This window comes from Shewanella phaeophyticola (genome assembly GCF_025398315.1).
Taxonomy (GTDB): Bacteria; Pseudomonadota; Gammaproteobacteria; order Enterobacterales; family Shewanellaceae; genus Shewanella; species Shewanella phaeophyticola.
This window is the reverse complement of record NZ_JAODOQ010000001.1, coordinates 3226472-3243086: the sequence shown is the minus strand read 5'-3', so window position 1 is coordinate 3243086 and position 16615 is coordinate 3226472. Positions and strand designations below refer to the sequence as shown.

At 42.6% G+C, this 16615-nt stretch carries 9 protein-coding genes, 5 pseudogenes and 1 riboswitch; of the genes and pseudogenes, 11 read left to right on the top strand and 3 right to left on the bottom strand.

All coding sequences use genetic code 11. The annotated features are described in order from the left end of the window. Positions 1-35 precede the first annotated feature (35 nt). From N4T56_RS15030 to N4T56_RS15015, 4 genes and pseudogenes are all read left to right on the top strand, one after another. Positions 36-1202 (top strand): imelysin family protein, encoded by a 1167-nt coding sequence (locus tag N4T56_RS15030; protein ID WP_261733789.1) that lies wholly within the window; start codon positions 36-38, stop codon positions 1200-1202. Between the two features lie 141 nt (positions 1203-1343). After that, a complete protein-coding gene (locus N4T56_RS15025) occupies positions 1344-2978 on the top strand; it encodes a di-heme oxidoredictase family protein (protein WP_261733788.1) in 1635 nt (544 codons plus the stop codon). A gap of 188 nt (positions 2979-3166) precedes the next feature. Further along, a pseudogene (gene hemG, locus N4T56_RS15020) lies at positions 3167-3692 on the top strand (menaquinone-dependent protoporphyrinogen IX dehydrogenase). Then, positions 3692-4207, top strand: a complete 516-nt coding sequence (locus tag N4T56_RS15015) for a cytochrome b/b6 domain-containing protein (RefSeq protein WP_261733787.1) — start codon at positions 3692-3694, stop codon at positions 4205-4207. Before hemG ends, N4T56_RS15015 begins: the two are co-directional and overlap by 1 nt. On the opposite strand, the gene N4T56_RS15010 is transcribed toward N4T56_RS15015, so the two are convergent. Beyond that, entirely contained in the window at positions 4204-5097 is an 894-nt protein-coding gene (locus tag N4T56_RS15010; protein ID WP_261733786.1) for a LysR family transcriptional regulator, read from the bottom strand. The two genes, N4T56_RS15015 and N4T56_RS15010, sit on opposite strands and share 4 nt — an antisense overlap. Before the next feature lie 456 nt (positions 5098-5553). Between N4T56_RS15010 and N4T56_RS15005 the strand changes: the two are divergent. After that, positions 5554-6524 (top strand): annotated as a pseudogene (locus N4T56_RS15005) (aldo/keto reductase). Positions 6525-6587: 63 nt separating this feature from the next. Beyond that, positions 6588-8427, top strand: a pseudogene (locus tag N4T56_RS15000) (alpha-amylase family glycosyl hydrolase). Between the two features lie 85 nt (positions 8428-8512). Here N4T56_RS15000 and N4T56_RS14995 read toward each other — a convergent pair. Further along, a pseudogene (locus tag N4T56_RS14995) lies at positions 8513-9168 on the bottom strand (thiol:disulfide interchange protein DsbA/DsbL). 113 nt (positions 9169-9281) lie between these two features. After that, positions 9282-9893: pseudogene (locus N4T56_RS14990) on the bottom strand (DNA-J related domain-containing protein); the annotation flags it as partial. A 349-nt stretch (positions 9894-10242) separates the two neighbouring features. Between N4T56_RS14990 and N4T56_RS14985 the strand changes: the two are divergent. The 5 genes from N4T56_RS14985 to N4T56_RS14965 all read left to right on the top strand — a co-directional run bounded on the left by N4T56_RS14985 (position 10243) and on the right by N4T56_RS14965 (position 16550). After that, on the top strand, positions 10243-10809 hold the full coding sequence (locus N4T56_RS14985; protein ID WP_261733785.1) for a phosphoribosyltransferase: 567 nt from the start codon (positions 10243-10245) through the stop codon (positions 10807-10809). 154 nt (positions 10810-10963) lie between these two features. Continuing rightward, positions 10964-12880, top strand: coding sequence for a peptidase U32 family protein (locus tag N4T56_RS14980; RefSeq protein WP_261734844.1), 1917 nt, complete (start codon positions 10964-10966; stop codon positions 12878-12880). A gap of 126 nt (positions 12881-13006) precedes the next feature. Next, complete coding sequence (locus N4T56_RS14975; protein ID WP_238106757.1) at positions 13007-13318, top strand: DUF3622 domain-containing protein; 312 nt, start codon at positions 13007-13009, stop codon at positions 13316-13318. A 119-nt stretch (positions 13319-13437) separates the two neighbouring features. Then, positions 13438-14100, top strand: a complete 663-nt coding sequence (locus tag N4T56_RS14970) for a hypothetical protein (RefSeq protein WP_261733784.1) — start codon at positions 13438-13440, stop codon at positions 14098-14100. Positions 14101-14236: 136 nt separating this feature from the next. Then, positions 14237-14428: riboswitch (cobalamin riboswitch) on the top strand. Between the two features lie 130 nt (positions 14429-14558). Further along, on the top strand, positions 14559-16550 hold the full coding sequence (locus N4T56_RS14965) for a TonB-dependent receptor (RefSeq protein WP_261733783.1): 1992 nt from the start codon (positions 14559-14561) through the stop codon (positions 16548-16550). The last annotated feature ends 65 nt before the right edge of the window (positions 16551-16615 follow it).

Below are 16615 nucleotides of genomic sequence, written 5' to 3'. Positions count from 1 at the left end.
TTATTTGTTTTAATTTTTTTACATGGAGTTTTATTATGCGCTTTAAACACACAGCAATAACATTGGCTTTAATCACGACTTTATCTGCATGTGGTGGTTCAGGTTCTGATGATTCAAGTACCGAAACACCAGTGGAGCCGACAACGGGCTTTAGCTTTGCCGCTACAGAAATGATCACTAATTTGACCGATGATGTTATTGTGGCCGGTTATGCCAATTTAGCCGCTGAGGGTGACGCATTATTATTATTAGCGACACAAGCTTTGCTAAGTGCGTCAGCAACTCAAGCCGATCTCGTGGCTGCACAGAATGCATGGAAATCTGCACGTGAGCCATGGGAGCAAGGTGAATCGCATATTTTTGGCTCTGTAGATTCTTTAAGTATTGACCCACATTTAGACAGCTGGCCTTTAAACACCACAGACTTACAGACTCAGCTAGACAATAATAGTGGTTTTGATGCCGAAACCATTAAAGCTTGGAACGATGACGTTCAAGGCTTTCACACCATGGAATACTTGTTATTTGGTAATGGTGTTGACAGCAATACCAAGCTAATTGCAGATCTTACTACCAGTGAGCGTGAGTATTTAATTGCGTTAGCAGAAGTGTTTAGAGATTACGCCACACTGTTAGATGATGCGTGGCAAGTAAACTATAACGCTGAAAATGAAACTGCTATACCTTATGCCGATTTACTCAAAAGCCCTGGTGATGCAACCAATACGATTTATTCATCACAGCTGGCGGTGATTGAAGAATTAATCAATGGCATGATTGGTATTGTCGATGAAGTGGGTAACGGTAAAATAGCCGATCCATTTGGTGATTCGATTAGTACTGCTGATACGTCTAAAGTTGAATCACAGTATTCATGGAACTCACTGACTGACTTTGCTAATAACATCATTGGTGTACGAAACGTATATCAAGGAGAGTTTACTGGTGCGTCAGATAATACCGGATTAGTAGACTTTGTTGCTGCAGCTGATGCAACGTTAGCTGCTCGTATTACCAGTGAAATTGACGATTCAATTTTAAAAATTCAAGCCATTTCAGGCAGTACTGATATGCCATTTCGCCAAGCTATTTTGGACGAAGATGGTCGTGTGTTAGTGCAAAGTGCAATTGATGCACTTACAACACTGCAAACTTCATTGGAGTCAGACGTACTGCCTTTGTTATCTGATTGGAACTCATAAATTAGCTAATTTCTCTCCCAATCAGGTCATTGTGTGACCTGGTTGGGAGGGGAAATGCAATCCTTTCACAATATAATCCTAATAATAAAGGATGTGCTATGGCTAATTATCTGATTTCGATTAAAAATGTGTGAGAAAACGATGAATAAATTATTACGACAACCTTACTGGTTTGCGGCATTAATCGGGTTGAGTTTAAGTGCTTGTGGTGGCAGCGGTGATGACGGTACTTCAGAGCCTGTTCAACCCGTTGACCCCGTTGTAACTTATCCGAACTACACCTCTGTTATTGCATTAGGTGGTGACACTACCACGTTTGATGCTAATAGTTCCGGCCATGGTTTTTCAACGCCATCTGTTAATTTAACTGAAGATGAACTTGAATTGCATTTAGAAGGTGATGCTAATTTTGAAGCGTCATTTACTACCGCACCCAATGACCAACATCCTGAATTGGACGGTTTAGATCCTGTATTCAATAATGCAGATTGTAATTCTTGTCATCAACGTGATGGCAGAAATTCAACACCCTCGGTTGCGGCAAATGAAACTCGCATTAAATTAGGCTCTGCTGATGGAATTTTCTTGCGCATAAGTAAAGCTTCTGCAGAACCTTGTACACAAGGTACGGCTGAAAATAATTATTGTGCGCCAATTAAAGTGCCAGATTTTGGTGATCAATTATTTCACCGTGGGGTATTAAAAGCGCGTGCCGATTGGCAAGATAATTCATTTATAGGCCAAGCTGATGTGTATTTATCTTATGAACGGCATGATGTCGTTTATTCTGACGGTCAAACAGTGAGCTTAAAAAAGCCTATTTTTGAAGTCGAAAATCCCTATGACGCGCCAGGTGAAACCAAACAAAGTGCGAATGTAACCTCCAATTTACTCCAAGATGATGTGTTAATGGGCTGGCGCAATGGTATGCCTGTATTTGGCTTAGGTTTATTAGAAGCCATACCAGAGGCAAGCATTTTGGCTAATGTGGATGCCGATGACAGTAATAATGACAATATTTCTGGTCGAGCAAATTGGGTGTTCGATGCCATAAAGGCACAAAATGGAGATGTAACTCCAGTATCATTAGGGCGTTTTGGTTGGAAAGCCAATACACCAAGTGTTCGAGTGCAATCATTAGGTGCATTACGTGGTGATATTGGTATTACTAATCCGTTATTTCCTGAAGAAAGTGTCCTTGGTACCAGTTTGCATGACTCATATTTAACCCGCACAGGATTTGTTGATACCGGTGAAGGTGTTGACGGTGCACCTGAAGCCAGTGCAGAGTTTAGTGATGCCGTGGTTTTTTATGCTGAAACATTAGCGGTACCCGCGAGACGCAATGTCGACGATGGCGATGTGCGTGAAGGCGCTCGATTATTTGAGCAGCTTAATTGTAGTGGTTGCCATACACCATCATTTGTCACCAAAACATCAGGTGATATTGGCGGAATCGCCATGAGTGACAGTTTGAAAAGCCAAACGATTTACCCATTTACTGACATGTTACTGCACGATATGGGTGAAGGGCTTGCTGATGGTCGACCTGACTTTTTAGCCGACGGTAATGAATGGCGTACCCGACCTTTATGGGGGATAGGGCTGACTCAAACGGTTAATCCGCAAGCGGGTTTTTTACATGACGGAAGAGCTGCTACGCTAGAAGAAGCAATTTTGTGGCATGGTGGAGAGGCTCAGCAATCAACCGATGATTTTATGGCGTTAAGTCAAGATGAACGTACGCAACTGGTGGCATTTTTAATGTCGCTATAAGCAAACGGGACTCGTATTAAAATGTTTAATCCCTTAGTCGAGCATGGCTAAGGGATTTTTAGTTAATATGCATCTGCAGGTTGATTGAGTATAACGTGATACTCATGCCGTGATCTGTTTCATGTAAATTTTTATACCACTGAGCTAAGATGCTGTATTACTTTATATGATTTCAATTTGAGGTCAGCATGAGCCACATTTTACTGATCCACTCGAGTGTCCATGGTTACACTCAAAAAATTTGTGAATACCTTAAAAGCAAGCTAGAAGCCCAGCAGCAACAAGTGACCATAGCCTCCTTGTCTGAGGTGCCAGATCTGACTAAGTTCGATAAAGTGTTTATTGGTGCCAGTATTCGACACGGTAAGCATCGTCCTGCGCTGTACCAATTTATCGAATCTCATCAACAACAGCTCGAAACAAAACCTAGCGGCTTTTTTTCGGTGAGTTTAGTGGCGCGTAAGCCGCTTAAAAACACCCCTGAGACAAATATGTACATGCAGCAGTTTTTAAGCCAAAGCTCATGGCAGCCTAAGCTATTACAAGTGTTTGGTGGCAATTTAGATTATCAGGGTTATGGTGCCATGGATCGTAACATTATTCGCTTTATTATGTGGATAACCAAAGGCTGCAACTGACCCCAATACCAAAGTAGAGTTTACTGATTGGAGTAAAGTCGATCAATTTGCTCAGCAAATGATTGAGGCTAATTGATGACCATAAAGCGTGTTTGGCAAGGTTTTGAGGCAGTATTACATGCATTAGTGCTCGTTATGTCATTGCTGTTGCTCTTTACAAGCCCCTGGATACTCATTGGTAGACAGTTAACAGCGCGCGCGGGGTTTTGGGATTTATTTCATGTTTATGGTGGCTTGTTGACCGCAATGGTGGCAGTGCTATTTTTAATTAAAGTGTGTAAGGGCGGTCAATGGCGATTGTTTTTCCCCTGGCTAATTTTTGATATAAAGCCGCTACTGTCTGATGTGGGTGGTTTACTGCGCGGCCAGCTTCCTCATTCAGGAGGCAAAGGCTTAATCAGTGTTATTGAAGGGGTAGGGGTCATTTTACTGCTGCTGGTGGCATTGACCGGTATTGCATGGTTTGTGGCTGATCCGGCTAATGCATTAACCTGGCGTCACTATCATATAATGTTTACCCATGGTTTTATTGGCTTTATTGTATTGCACTGCTTATTAGGGCTGTTACACATTAGAGATTTTTTTAACTAACCTATGGCCTGTTTGTTATGTTTAAACCACTCAAGGGTAAATTGAATAAAACTGCTCAGCCTTGCTGACTGGTTAATCATTTGCGGGTGCACAATATAAGTGGCCGATTGACTCATGGTTTCATGGGTTAAAATGGCCTGTAATTGGCCTTGTTGTAACTCTTTATCGACAAGATATTGCGAGTCTAAAATAATCCCTCTTGCGAGTAAAGCTTGTGTTTTGAGCATGTGATTATCGTTGACGCTCATAAAGCTGTTAATGGCGATGGTTTTATTGCCAAATAACCAATCACTTTGTTCTGCCGACGTTAAGCATCGGTGCTGATGCAAATCATCAATACTCTTAGGTATACCCGCTTTGTTAAGATACTCAGGTGCCGCGCAGCACACTTGTTGGTAATCAAATAATTTTTTAGCGACCATGTTTTGCGGCGGATTTTGGGTTGCCCTTATAGCCAAATCAAAATCGTTTTTTGCTAAATCAAATAAGGTGTAGCTGCAATTAATGCTGAAATTCACTTGTGGATGTAGCACGCTAAATTCATGGCAAATGTCTAATAAATATCGTTGAGTAAATTGGCTCGGGGCGGTGATGCGGATCCTACCTGCAATATCATCATTGTCGTGACGAATTTGTCGGTCAAGATCCAGTAAGTCCGCTTTTACCTGCGCCATACTAGCTAATATCATCTCGCCTTGAACCGTCAACTTAACGCTGCGGGTGGTACGAATGAGTAACGGTCTACCGAGTTCTTGTTCAAGTTGTCTAATTTGCTCAGATAAGTAACCGCGTGAAATACCTAATTCGGCTGCCGCACCGGTAAAGCTCAACTGCTTGGCCACCTCACTGAATAAAAATAATCGCTCAAACTTTTTATGTTCTCGGCTCATTATGCTTATACCATTTCCATTAATTATGTGACCAATCAGAGTCGCTCAGACTGTTCAGTTTGAGGCGCATTGTTGAAATAATGGTTATTCCCTTCTAAGGCAATGCAACAAAGAAATGGACTGTCTGAGCGCCTCCTGCAAGGCGGGTTTCTGTGCCTTCTATGCTGCTTAATAGTATTTTGACGTACGACTGCATGGACGCAGGAGGTAGAGCAACGCAGGAGCAGTTGCCGAGAGCAACTATGCCTACAATCCTATTACTTGCCTAGAAGGCACAGAATTCCCGCTGAATGACCAGATAATTAGTGGAATTGGTATTACCTATAATCGTCATCTATAAAGAACTGTAATCTTTTATTGGTAGCTATATCAAACAATGATTTTGTTTTTTGCTCTTCATTTTTATTCCACATCTCATAAACTATGAGTCACCAATGCAAAAATAAGAGCACTAACATGCCTCGTTTACCCTTACAAAATGTATTACCTAACGTCAGTTCACTCGTTTATGGCTGTATGAGCCTAGGTGGCGGTTGGAACAATAACGCTATTTGCGCTGACGATATTAAACAAGCTCACCAGGTTATTGATACCGCATTAGATAACCAGATTAATTATTTTGACCATGCCGACATCTATACCTTTGGCAAAGCCGAAACCGTATTTGGTCAAGTGTTAAAGCAGCAAGCTTCTCTACGCGATAAACTGTATTTGCAAACTAAATGTGGTATCAGGTTTGAAGACAGCAAAGTAGCCTAAACGTTACGATTTATCCTCAGCTTGGATCACCCACAGTGTTGAAAAAAGCCTAACTGAATTACACACAGACTATATCGACGTATTACTGCTTCATCGGCCAGATCCATTAATGCAAGTAACCGAGATTGCAGAGACATTTCATCAGCTTAAGGCTGCGGGTAAAGTGCGTTTTCTTGGTGTGTCTAATATGCAGCAACATCAAATGAATGCCTTACAACGGGTGCTAGATGCCCCCTTAGTGGTCAACCAAATTGAAATGAGCTTGCAAAAACATGCCTGGGTAGACGAAACCGTTTATGCCGGTAATCAAGATGGTAAAGACATTAATTTCACCGCAGGTACGATCGAATATTGCAATCAACATCATATTCAGCTTCAAGCCTGGGGCAGTTTATGCCAGGGGATTTACACGGGCAATGCAAGCTCCCCCCTCTGCAGCGGTAAAGCAAACCAGCCAACTTGTGACAAAATTAGCCGCTGATTATGGTGCCAGCCCAGAAGCCATTTTACTCAGTTGGTTGATGTTACACCCAAGTCAAATTCAACCGGTTATTGGCACCACCAATTTGCAGCGAATTAACGCCTGTAGCCAGGCAACTCGAGTATCGCTGAGTCGCGAGCATTGGTATGCTCTGTATGTGAGCGCTAAGGGACAAGAGTTACCTTAATTATTGCTGTATCGATGGAGAGTTACCCGTTAATCAGCACAAATAATAACGATAAGAGGCCATATGGACACAAAAATAGGCGCAATACTGACCGCAGCAATATTAACTCCGCTAATATTGTTATCGGCTTGTCAGCCGGCAGACGTCGACAAGGAAAAAGGCCAGGTTATAGCCCCGCAATCGGCTGATGTGCAGTCTGCCGATACACTTGTTAAGGCGCAAGGTGCGTCAGACATTTATCAGGATTACTTACATCGCGATGTTCGCGATGATATTTTTTATTTTGTATTACCTGATCGCTTTTATAACGGCAACAGCAAAAATGATAATGGTTCATTAACCCATGAGGTTTCGGCTGGCGGTTTGGACTTAACTCATCCTCGTGGTTTTCATGGCGGTGACATTAACGGCATTGAGCAAAAACTCGATTACTTACAAAACCTAGGTATTACAGCCATTTGGATGACACCATTATTGCGTAATAAAGCCATTCAACCGGATGGCATTGCCCATCACGGCTACTGGATTGTCGACTTTACTGAAATCGACCCACATTTTGGTAGTAATGCCGATTTAACGCAGCTCATTAACGCAGCGCATCAACGTGGTATTAAAGTATTTTTCGACATTATTACTAACCATACTGCTGACGTGATTAAGTATAAGGAGTGTCACCAAGCGTCGGGCGAGTTTATTGCACCTAATACGCACTGTGAATATAAATCTTTAGATCAACTTGCAAAAGGTGACAGTTACACGCCATTTATTCCCGAAGGCCAGACTGAGGTCAAAGTGCCGAGTTGGCTGAACGATCCGCGTTACTATCACAATCAAGGCGACAGTACCTTTAAAGGCGAAAGCTCGCTTAATGGTGACTTTACTGGGTTAGATGACCTTAATACCGCTGACCCAGCAGTGTTAAGCGGCATGATTGAGATTTACCAAAATTTGATTAAAGAATTTAAACCAGATGGTTTTAGGATTGATACCGTTAAACATGTCGATTTATCATTTTGGCAAACCTTTAGCCCAGAAATTGTTAACTTTGCTAAAGCGCAAGGTATCCCACAGTTTCATGTATTTGGCGAAGTTTATGCACCAGACCCAAAAGTATTAAGCTTGTACACTACCGAGGGCAAGCTGCCGTCAGTGCTCGACTTTGCGTTTCAGCAAGCTGCGGCAGATATTTTCTACCGTAAAAAAAGCCCTGAATTAGCGCAGCAATTATTTGCCCAAGACAGTCTTTATCAAGACCACGACAGCCAAGCTGATTTGTTAATGACCTTTTTAGGCAATCACGACATGAAGCCGTACCGGTCATTTTATTAACCAAGCTAATCCAGATATGCCTGCGGAAGACAAACTACAGCGCAGTATTTTATCGCATGCATTTATGTTTTTATCTCGCGGTATTCCGGTGATTTACTACGGTGATGAACAAGGCTTTACCGGTGATGGAAACGATATTCACGCTCGCGAAGACATGTTTGCCTCACAAGTAGCCAGTTATAATGACAATACCTTGTTAGGCACCCAAGCCACTACCGCAAACGATAACTTTGACAGCAACCACCCACTGTACCAGGCCATTGCTCAATTAAGCGAATTGCGCAAGCAGCATATATTGTTGCGCCGTGGTGAGTATCAAGACCGCCTTTATCAGGCGGATAAGCCGATATTTGCCTTTGCTCGCGTGGATGCGACAACCGGTGCAGAAATGTTGATGGTGTTTAACAGTGGCGAGCAAGCACATAGCATTGAGCTAGCAAACACTGTACAGCCTTATCGGTTGTTACACTCATGGTGCCAAGAGCAAGCCGTGGTTAAAGGCGATGTGACAGACACGGAGTTTAGCGTCACCCTACCAAGATTAAGCTACGCTATTTACACTAATCAGCCATAATATTTAAGGCATAAAGCTTAGCGCAAAGTAGATAAAAAAATGGCTATCATCAGATAGCCATTTATTATTGATTTATTGAAGCTAATTATTGCTTTAACGCTAAGTAGTTAATCAAACCGATGATGTCATCAAGGGTACGCATTTCATTTAAGTTAATCGCGTATTTATCGTTAACAATAAAAGCGGGCACACTTTGTACCGCGTACATGACTTGCTGTTGACGCCATAAGCTGAGTTTTTTATCGGTTGCGGCGCTGTCGGCAACATCATCATACTGCTTGGCATCAACACCAAATTCAGCAAACACTTTTTTGATGTCATCACGGCTGTTAATCAACGATTTATGCTCATGTCCTGCCGCGCTGTGGTCATGGCCAGCGTTATTGTCTTTGCCTTGAATGGCACCAAACATGGCAATTTTTAACGCTTCTTTGTTATCTAGCTCGTGGATAACCGCGAGTGAGCGCATCACTTCAGTACCTAAGTCGCTGTTCATAAAGTCGACGTGTTTACTGTCAAATGCCACTCTTTTGTCTAAGCCTTTTTTGATTTCTGGTAGATACTGGCTTTCCATGTTGAAGCAGTTATGGCAATAAAATGAAAAAACTCAGTTACTTTAGGTTCGCTAGGAACCATGTTGTTTGAGATTTGAGTATAATGGGTGCCTTCAACAAATTGCGCAGCAAAACTGGTTATAGGAGCAACGGCTAAGGTCACGGCTAAAGCTAAATATTTAAACATGAACACCTCAAAATGGAGATAAATTTAAAGACAATAATGCCGCTAATGATGGCATAAGTAGCCAAGTGTAGTGGCAAAATTAGTGTGATCCAGCTGTGATTTTCGCGAATGTTTTACGCGTTAGACTGATAAGTGCCGACTAATGCTCTGTCTCGCAGAGTTTGCCATGCTTCGCACACTTCACGGAATTTATCTGCATCACCGTCGTCACGATCAGGATGCCATTTCAGTGCCAGCTTGCGCCATTGTTTGCGAATGTCTTTGTCGGTTGCGGTTTCATCAAGCTCGAATACTTTTAAAGCATGCCCTTTATGCATTAATTGAGCATTAACGCCAATAAATTGCTGGTAGCTTGACCAAAATGATTCGAGCATTTCACGCACGACATTGGCGCTGGCATCGTAATTACTCCAGTCTAGATAATAATCACGTAGCGCCCCATCTCTAACATGCTCAATATCTGCATTGGCGGGGATGATTCTAAAAATTTGAATTTCCATCGCTTTGACTTGCAGCCATTGTCTTGGCATTAGCATATCTTGCAGCTCATACAAGGCATTCATTAGCAGAAAATTACGTTTGAAGAGATCTTTTTCTGGCATGGGGTCGAGGTCGTGCATTAATCCTTTGGTCTGTAGCTCGCTGGCTAAGTGATGCACTTTCCAGCTTTGACGTGATGATTTGAGTAAGGTTAACAATGGCCAAATAAGTGGGTTGTCACCTTTGGCCCCCTCATTGTGCGTGCATCAGGGGAGTGAGATAGAGCATTTGCTGAATGATTTTGGGCATTTTTTTCGAGCAGCATAATGGCGTATTCATCCTGAATTGGCGGAAATAGTCAAAGATTTGTTAAAAAACACTATGCCATAGCTATGGTGAATGACAAGTAGATTTTTGTTGTCTATGACGAACGAGCAAAAAGATTCATTTATTCATTTACACCACTTGATGATAAGTTACGACTCAACTGGATAATTTTATGCTGACTTTGATCAATTATTTCTGATTCTTACAGGCAAGATAAATTTATTTGGTATAAAATTCGCCGCACTAAAATAACCTGAGGCCTTACCAATGACTGATAAACACTATATTAGCGCGCAACAACTTCTTGAAGATTCATTTAGACTGGCTGCGCAGGTATATGACAGTGGTTTTAGACCGCAGTTTATTGTCGGTATTTGGCGTGGCGGTGCACCGATTGGTATTGCAGTGCAAGAATATTATGACTTCAAAAAAGTGGACACGAATCACATTGCAGTACGCACGTCATCGTATTATGGCATCGGCACCGACAAGCAAGACAAAAACATTAAAGTACACGGTTTGCACTACATTATTGAAAATGCCAATGCTAGCGACGGGTTATTAATTGTTGATGACGTATTCGATTCAGGTCGCAGTATTGATGCCTTAATTGGCAAGCTTAAAAAGTTTATGCGCCTAAACGTACCAAACGATATTCGCATTGCTTGCCCTTACTACAAGCCAAAAAACACCAAAGTCGACCTAAAGCCTGATTATTTTATTCATGCATCAGAAGATTGGTTGGTGTTCCCACACGAGGTGTCGGGCTTGAATTCAAAAGAAATTGCTGAAGGCAAATCTGACTTTAAAAACATCCAAGAGCTGTTTTTATAAACAAGCGAGTTAGTCGCAATTTTATTTAAAACTTTGATTAAAGTTTGCTAAAATACAAGACTATGCGAGTGCGTCAACATACTAATGTCAATGAGACGATATCAGTATGTTGGCGCACTTTTTTATCCGAATTGAGCGAAATTTAGTTAACATTATGGTTTCTGTAGAATTGTTTACCCCCGAGGCTCCGGTAAAGCGCCAACTTGAACTGCTCGCACCGGCCAAAAATGCTGATTACGGCATTGAAGCCATTCGTCATGGTGCTGATGCGGTTTATATTGGTGGTCATGCGTTTGGCGCGCGTCATAATGCGGGTAACAGTGTTGAAGACATTGCCCGTTTAGCGGAGTTTGCTCATCGTTATCATGCCCAGGTGTTTGTGGCATTAAACACTATTTTAATGGATAACGAGATAGATAAAGCGCAAAAGCTGATATGGGAACTCTACGAAGCGGGTGTTGATGCCTTAATCATTCAAGACATGGGCGTTTTACAACTGGATTTACCGCCAATAGCCTTACACGCCAGTACGCAAACCGATAACCGCAGCCCAGAAAAAACCGTCTTTTTAGAGCAAGTGGGATTTTCGCAGGTGGTATTGGCTCGCGAGCTTAACATTCCGCAAATTCGTGATATCGCTGCCAACACCAAAATGAAGCTAGAATTCTTTATTCATGGGGCATTATGTGTCAGTTACAGTGGCTTGTGTAACTTAAGCCATGCGTACTCAAACCGCAGTGCTAACCGTGGTGAATGTTCGCAAATGTGTCGCCTACCGTGTAATTTAACCACACGTGACGGTGACGTATTAGCTGAAAACCAGCATTTATTGTCACTTAAAGACAATAACCAAACCGATAACCTAGAAGCTTTGATTGATGCCGGCATTAGCTCGTTCAAAATTGAAGGCCGCTTAAAAGACATTACCTATCTTAAAAACGTGACAGCTCATTATCGTCAGCAATTAGATGCCATTATTGCTAAGCGTAACGATCTTGAATCTATCTCCCACGGTCGCTGTGAGTTTAACTTTACCCCTGATCCTGATAAAAGCTTCAACCGCGGTAAAACCGATTACTTTGTTAACGAGCGTACCGAAGCCATTGAGCATTTTAGTTCGCCAAAGTTTATTGGTGAAAAAATTGGTCGCATTACCCAGGTCGGAAAAGATTTTATCAAAATTGATACCAGCGAAAGCGGCAAAGACATTCAGTTTAACAATGGTGATGGCTTGTGTTATTTCGTTGAACATTATGAAACTCAGCGCCTGTCTGACGACAAGTTATCGGGTTTACGCGTTAACCGCGCCGACGGTAATACCTTGTATTTAACCGAGGTACCAAAAGACTTAAAAACCGGCGTAATGATGTTCCGTAACTTTGACCACAAGTTTGAATCAACACTAAACAAGGACTCGGCAACCCGTAAAATTGCGGTTGATATGCAATTTTTTGATACCGATGACGGTGTCGGGTTAACCCTTACCGATGCGCATAATATTAGTGCTACAGTCACACTGACATGCGGCAAAGAAGCTGCAAACGACCAAGCAAAAACCGCTGATAACCTTAAAAAACAATTAGGCAAATTAGGCAGCAGTGATTTTGTGTTAAACAAGGTCAACTTACACACCGCGCAAATGTGGTTTTTACCAGCATCTATGGTAAACGAGCTGCGCCGCGATGCCGTAAGTGCATTAATGGCAGCACGAGTTGCAGCGTATCAACGCCCTGAGCGTTGGGTGCATAATAAAGAGGCGCGTTTTCCTCAGAAGGCGTTAAGCTTTTTGTCTAACGTCGCTAACGAAAAAGCCAAATCGTTTTATGAGCAACATGGGGTGATTCAAATTGAAGACACCTACGAAAAAAACACCGTGTTGCATGATGCGCCTTTAATGGTCACCAAGCATTGTTTACGCTATAGCTTTAATTTATGCCCTAAAGAAGTTGAGGGTATCAAAGCCGATCCTATGTTTTTAGACGTGGGTAAAGACAAGTTAAAGCTGGTGTTTGATTGCCATAAATGTGAAATGATGATTGTGGGCTCAAACCAGTTAGTGAAGCAGTCATAACGCGATCACAAAAAAGCGTTAAAAATAACCAATAATAGCTGCCCAAACTCGTGAGTATCGAGTACACTGCGCGGCTGAATTTCATGGGTTTTGCATGGCGATGCCCAAAGTAGGATAGAAAAGATTATGAGCGATAGCAAAAAGTATGGTTTACGTGTCACACAAGTAGAAAACACGTGGAAAACCGAAATCACTCGTCGTATGACAGCGACTAAAACCGTCGTATCAAAAAGCCAAGATGGTTTTGCCACAGAAGCAGAAGCCATTGCATGGGGCGAGCAGTCATTACAGGGTTTCTTGTCAAAGCAAGCTGACCGTAACAAGCGTAAAACTGAAAAGCACTTAAAAGCAAAAAGCTTAGCGGCTGCAATCGCTGCAGAATCTGCTATTGATGAAGACGAAATCATTGACGAAGAAGACGAAGACGACTTCAACTAAATGCTGCTCAAAATAGGTAAATGTTATAGATAAGTTTTAATTTCGGTATGTTCAGGATAGGATATACTTAATTAGAATGATTTTTAAACACACTAATTCCTTGCAAGGATGTCATTGGGATGAACAAAGTCGCTGCATTTATCTGCTACGCGGGGTGCGCTGGAATAGTCAGTCTATTGCCTCATGCCGCGTATGCAACTTTACCAGCATTGGTTACCTTGGACTCCCAAAGTGACTCATCCGGCGTGGTCGTTATGTCGAGCGATGTACAAAAGCTTATCACTGTCTCTAAAACCTTCGGCTTTTTACCTCCCTTAGCGTGGAAGCTCGCCTTTAATGAAAAGCGCGGCGATATGACCATGGCAGAATTTATTCCTGCTAATGAAACCCTCAACGATTGGTCTAACTTAGTCTGTATGCAAGGCTTTGAAGGCCTAGCGGAAGATATTGACCCCGCTGAATTTTTAGATTCCATGGCTGATACCTACAAAGAACATTGCCAAGGCGAAGTCATTTATCAACAATTGGGCGGCTTAAAAGTTGAAGAACTTGAAGCGGTACATGGCTTATTAGGTTGCACTAGCATGCCTAATATTCACAATGCTTCTGCAGTGGTATCCACCTCTTACATTACTAGTCCACGAGGTGAGATGGGTTACTTTACGGTCATTAGTGATGACGAAAACATATTCCTAGTGCATAAATCGATTCGTACCGCAGTGTTTACCGCCGAAACTGCGCCTATCACCCAAAACAATTATCGCGACTTTATGGCTGAGTAATTTACTCAACATTAACGTGAATATTACGCGCGTTGTTTTCCTGCTTTTAACCTATCCGCTCAACGGCTATTCCGTTATAATCCTGCTGGTGTTTACGGCTGTGTTACATGCAGCACTTTTTTATATTATATTTAAACGTTTAGTCAATCTTTACGGTGCCAAGGTGAGTGTGATTTGCTCAATTGGAGAATCGGGAAACCAGTGAAAGTCTGGTACTGCCCCCGCAACGGTGATGGGTGAGAATTGAGGTGTAACCTACCTGAGTTCGCGTGTACTGATTAAGTACCACAACCTCAGTCCGGAGACCGGCCATAAAGGTGATTTCGATGATTTCGGTGGGCAGATCTCGAGATGTGATGTTATGCCGTTTTTGGCTTACTCAGAATGAGTAAGCCGCAAAGTGGTGGTCAATGTTGCGGCGCTTTTGCCCCATTTTTCCTTTTAGGAGTTAAAGGTAAATGGGTACTAAACCAACTACACTCGCACTATTAATCAGTGCAATGCTTTGCGCAACCAGCTTTAACACTGTTGCAGCACCAACCTCAACACAATCAATACCCAGTGCGTCAACTGAGTCCGAAGTCACAATGGACGAGACGATTGTGGTTATTGGTCGTAATCAAGCTAATCCGTTAAATATCGCAGCCAATGTTAATGTGATCGACGCTGCCGACATTGAAATGAGCGGCGCCACTAATTTAACCGATTTACTCCGTGGCCAATCAGGCATACAAGTATCAGATAACAACTCTGGTGCGGTATTTTCGATGCGCGGTTTTTCTGCTTCGCAGGCCGTTAACAATACCCTTATTTTAGTCGACGGTCGTCGGTTAAATAACATTGATATTTCAGCCCCAAGTGTTGAGTCCATTCCGCTTAATTTAATCGAGCGCGTTGAGATTTTATCAGGCAGTGCAGGTGTGCTTTATGGCGACCAAGCCGTGGGCGGCGTCATTAACATTATTACCAAAGCGCCAACCCAAACCTCTGGCGGTATACAAGTCAGTGGTGGCAGTTTTGACACCTATGAAGCCAAAGGCGATATCTCGGGTGCAATTAATAATACCTGGCGTTACTTTTTAGCGGGCAGTTATAACCAAAGCGACAACTATCGTGACAATAACGAAAATGAAACCGGCTCTATTCTAGGCCGTGTTCAGTATCAAACTGACGTCGAAGATTTTTTTGTTGAAGTAAACTACTTCGATAATGATCGCCAAGCACCGGGTGCATTAACCCTCGCACAATATCAAGATAATCCTCGTCAAGTCGCATCGTTTTCTGAGGGTGAATACTCACATGAAATGACCACCGCACTGCGCAGTGGGTATCAATATCAATTGACTGACGTGTGGGCGCTAGGTGCTGATTTAACCTATTCAGACTCACTCACAACCAGTTTGTTATATGGCAGTGCAGGGCGAATTGAACGTGATTTATTGAGCTTTTCGCCAAAAGCTATGGCTCACTATCAACTGGCTCATGGCGAGCTAACATTAGTGACAGGGATTGATGTGAGTCGCGGCGAAGCTGACTTTGATACCTTGTATATTCAACGTAACAACGAGCAAACGATGCAAAGCGCCTATGTGCAAGCTACTGTGCCGCTGAGCTCAACATTGTCATATGTTGTCGGTGGTCGTTATTCTGAAGTGACCGATGATTTGTCTGATCAATTACTCTACCCAGAGGGTGTTGAACTCGACAATGATGCACACGCATTTGAGCTTGGACTTAATTATCGCCCAAGTGCGGAACATCGTTTTTATGTTCGCGCCAATGATAACTTCCGTTTTGCTAAAGTCGATGAGCAAGCTTACACGCCATTAGATGTGCAAGGGTTAGACCCACAAACTGGCCGCTCATACGAAGCGGGTTGGGATTACACTACTGCTACCCAAACGTTAAAAATCAATGCGTATCAACTCGAGTTAGAAGATGAAATCGTTTATGACGCTAGCCGTACCGATGAGCCTTATGGCGGTGGTGCTAACGTTAATGCGGATGAGTCGCGCCGTTTTGGTGTCAGTTCCAGCTACGAGGTGCAGTTATCTAAAGATTGGCTAATGGGAGCATCGTACGACTATATTGATGCCGAATTTACCCAAGGTGACAACGATGGCAAAGCGCTATCTTGGGTGGCAGAACATTCTGGTAAAGTGTTTATGAGTTACGACTTTGCTGATCATTGGCAAACGTTTATTGAAGGCATATACACAGGCGAGCGCTACATGGAAGGCGATGACAGTAATACCGACGACAAACTCGACAGTTATGTATTAACTAACCTCGCGTTAAATTATCGCCGTAATGCATGGACAGCCAGTGTACGTGTCGATAACCTGTTAGATGAAGACTATGTAGGCACAGGCTATTATTCGTCTTATGGCAATGGTTATTACTCAGGTACGGGCCGCTCGTTTAGAATGACTGCCGGTTACCGCTTTTAAAGGGTAAAACTAAGCGATATGAATACCAAAGCCAGTAACTATTACTGGCTTTCGTTTTAATATAT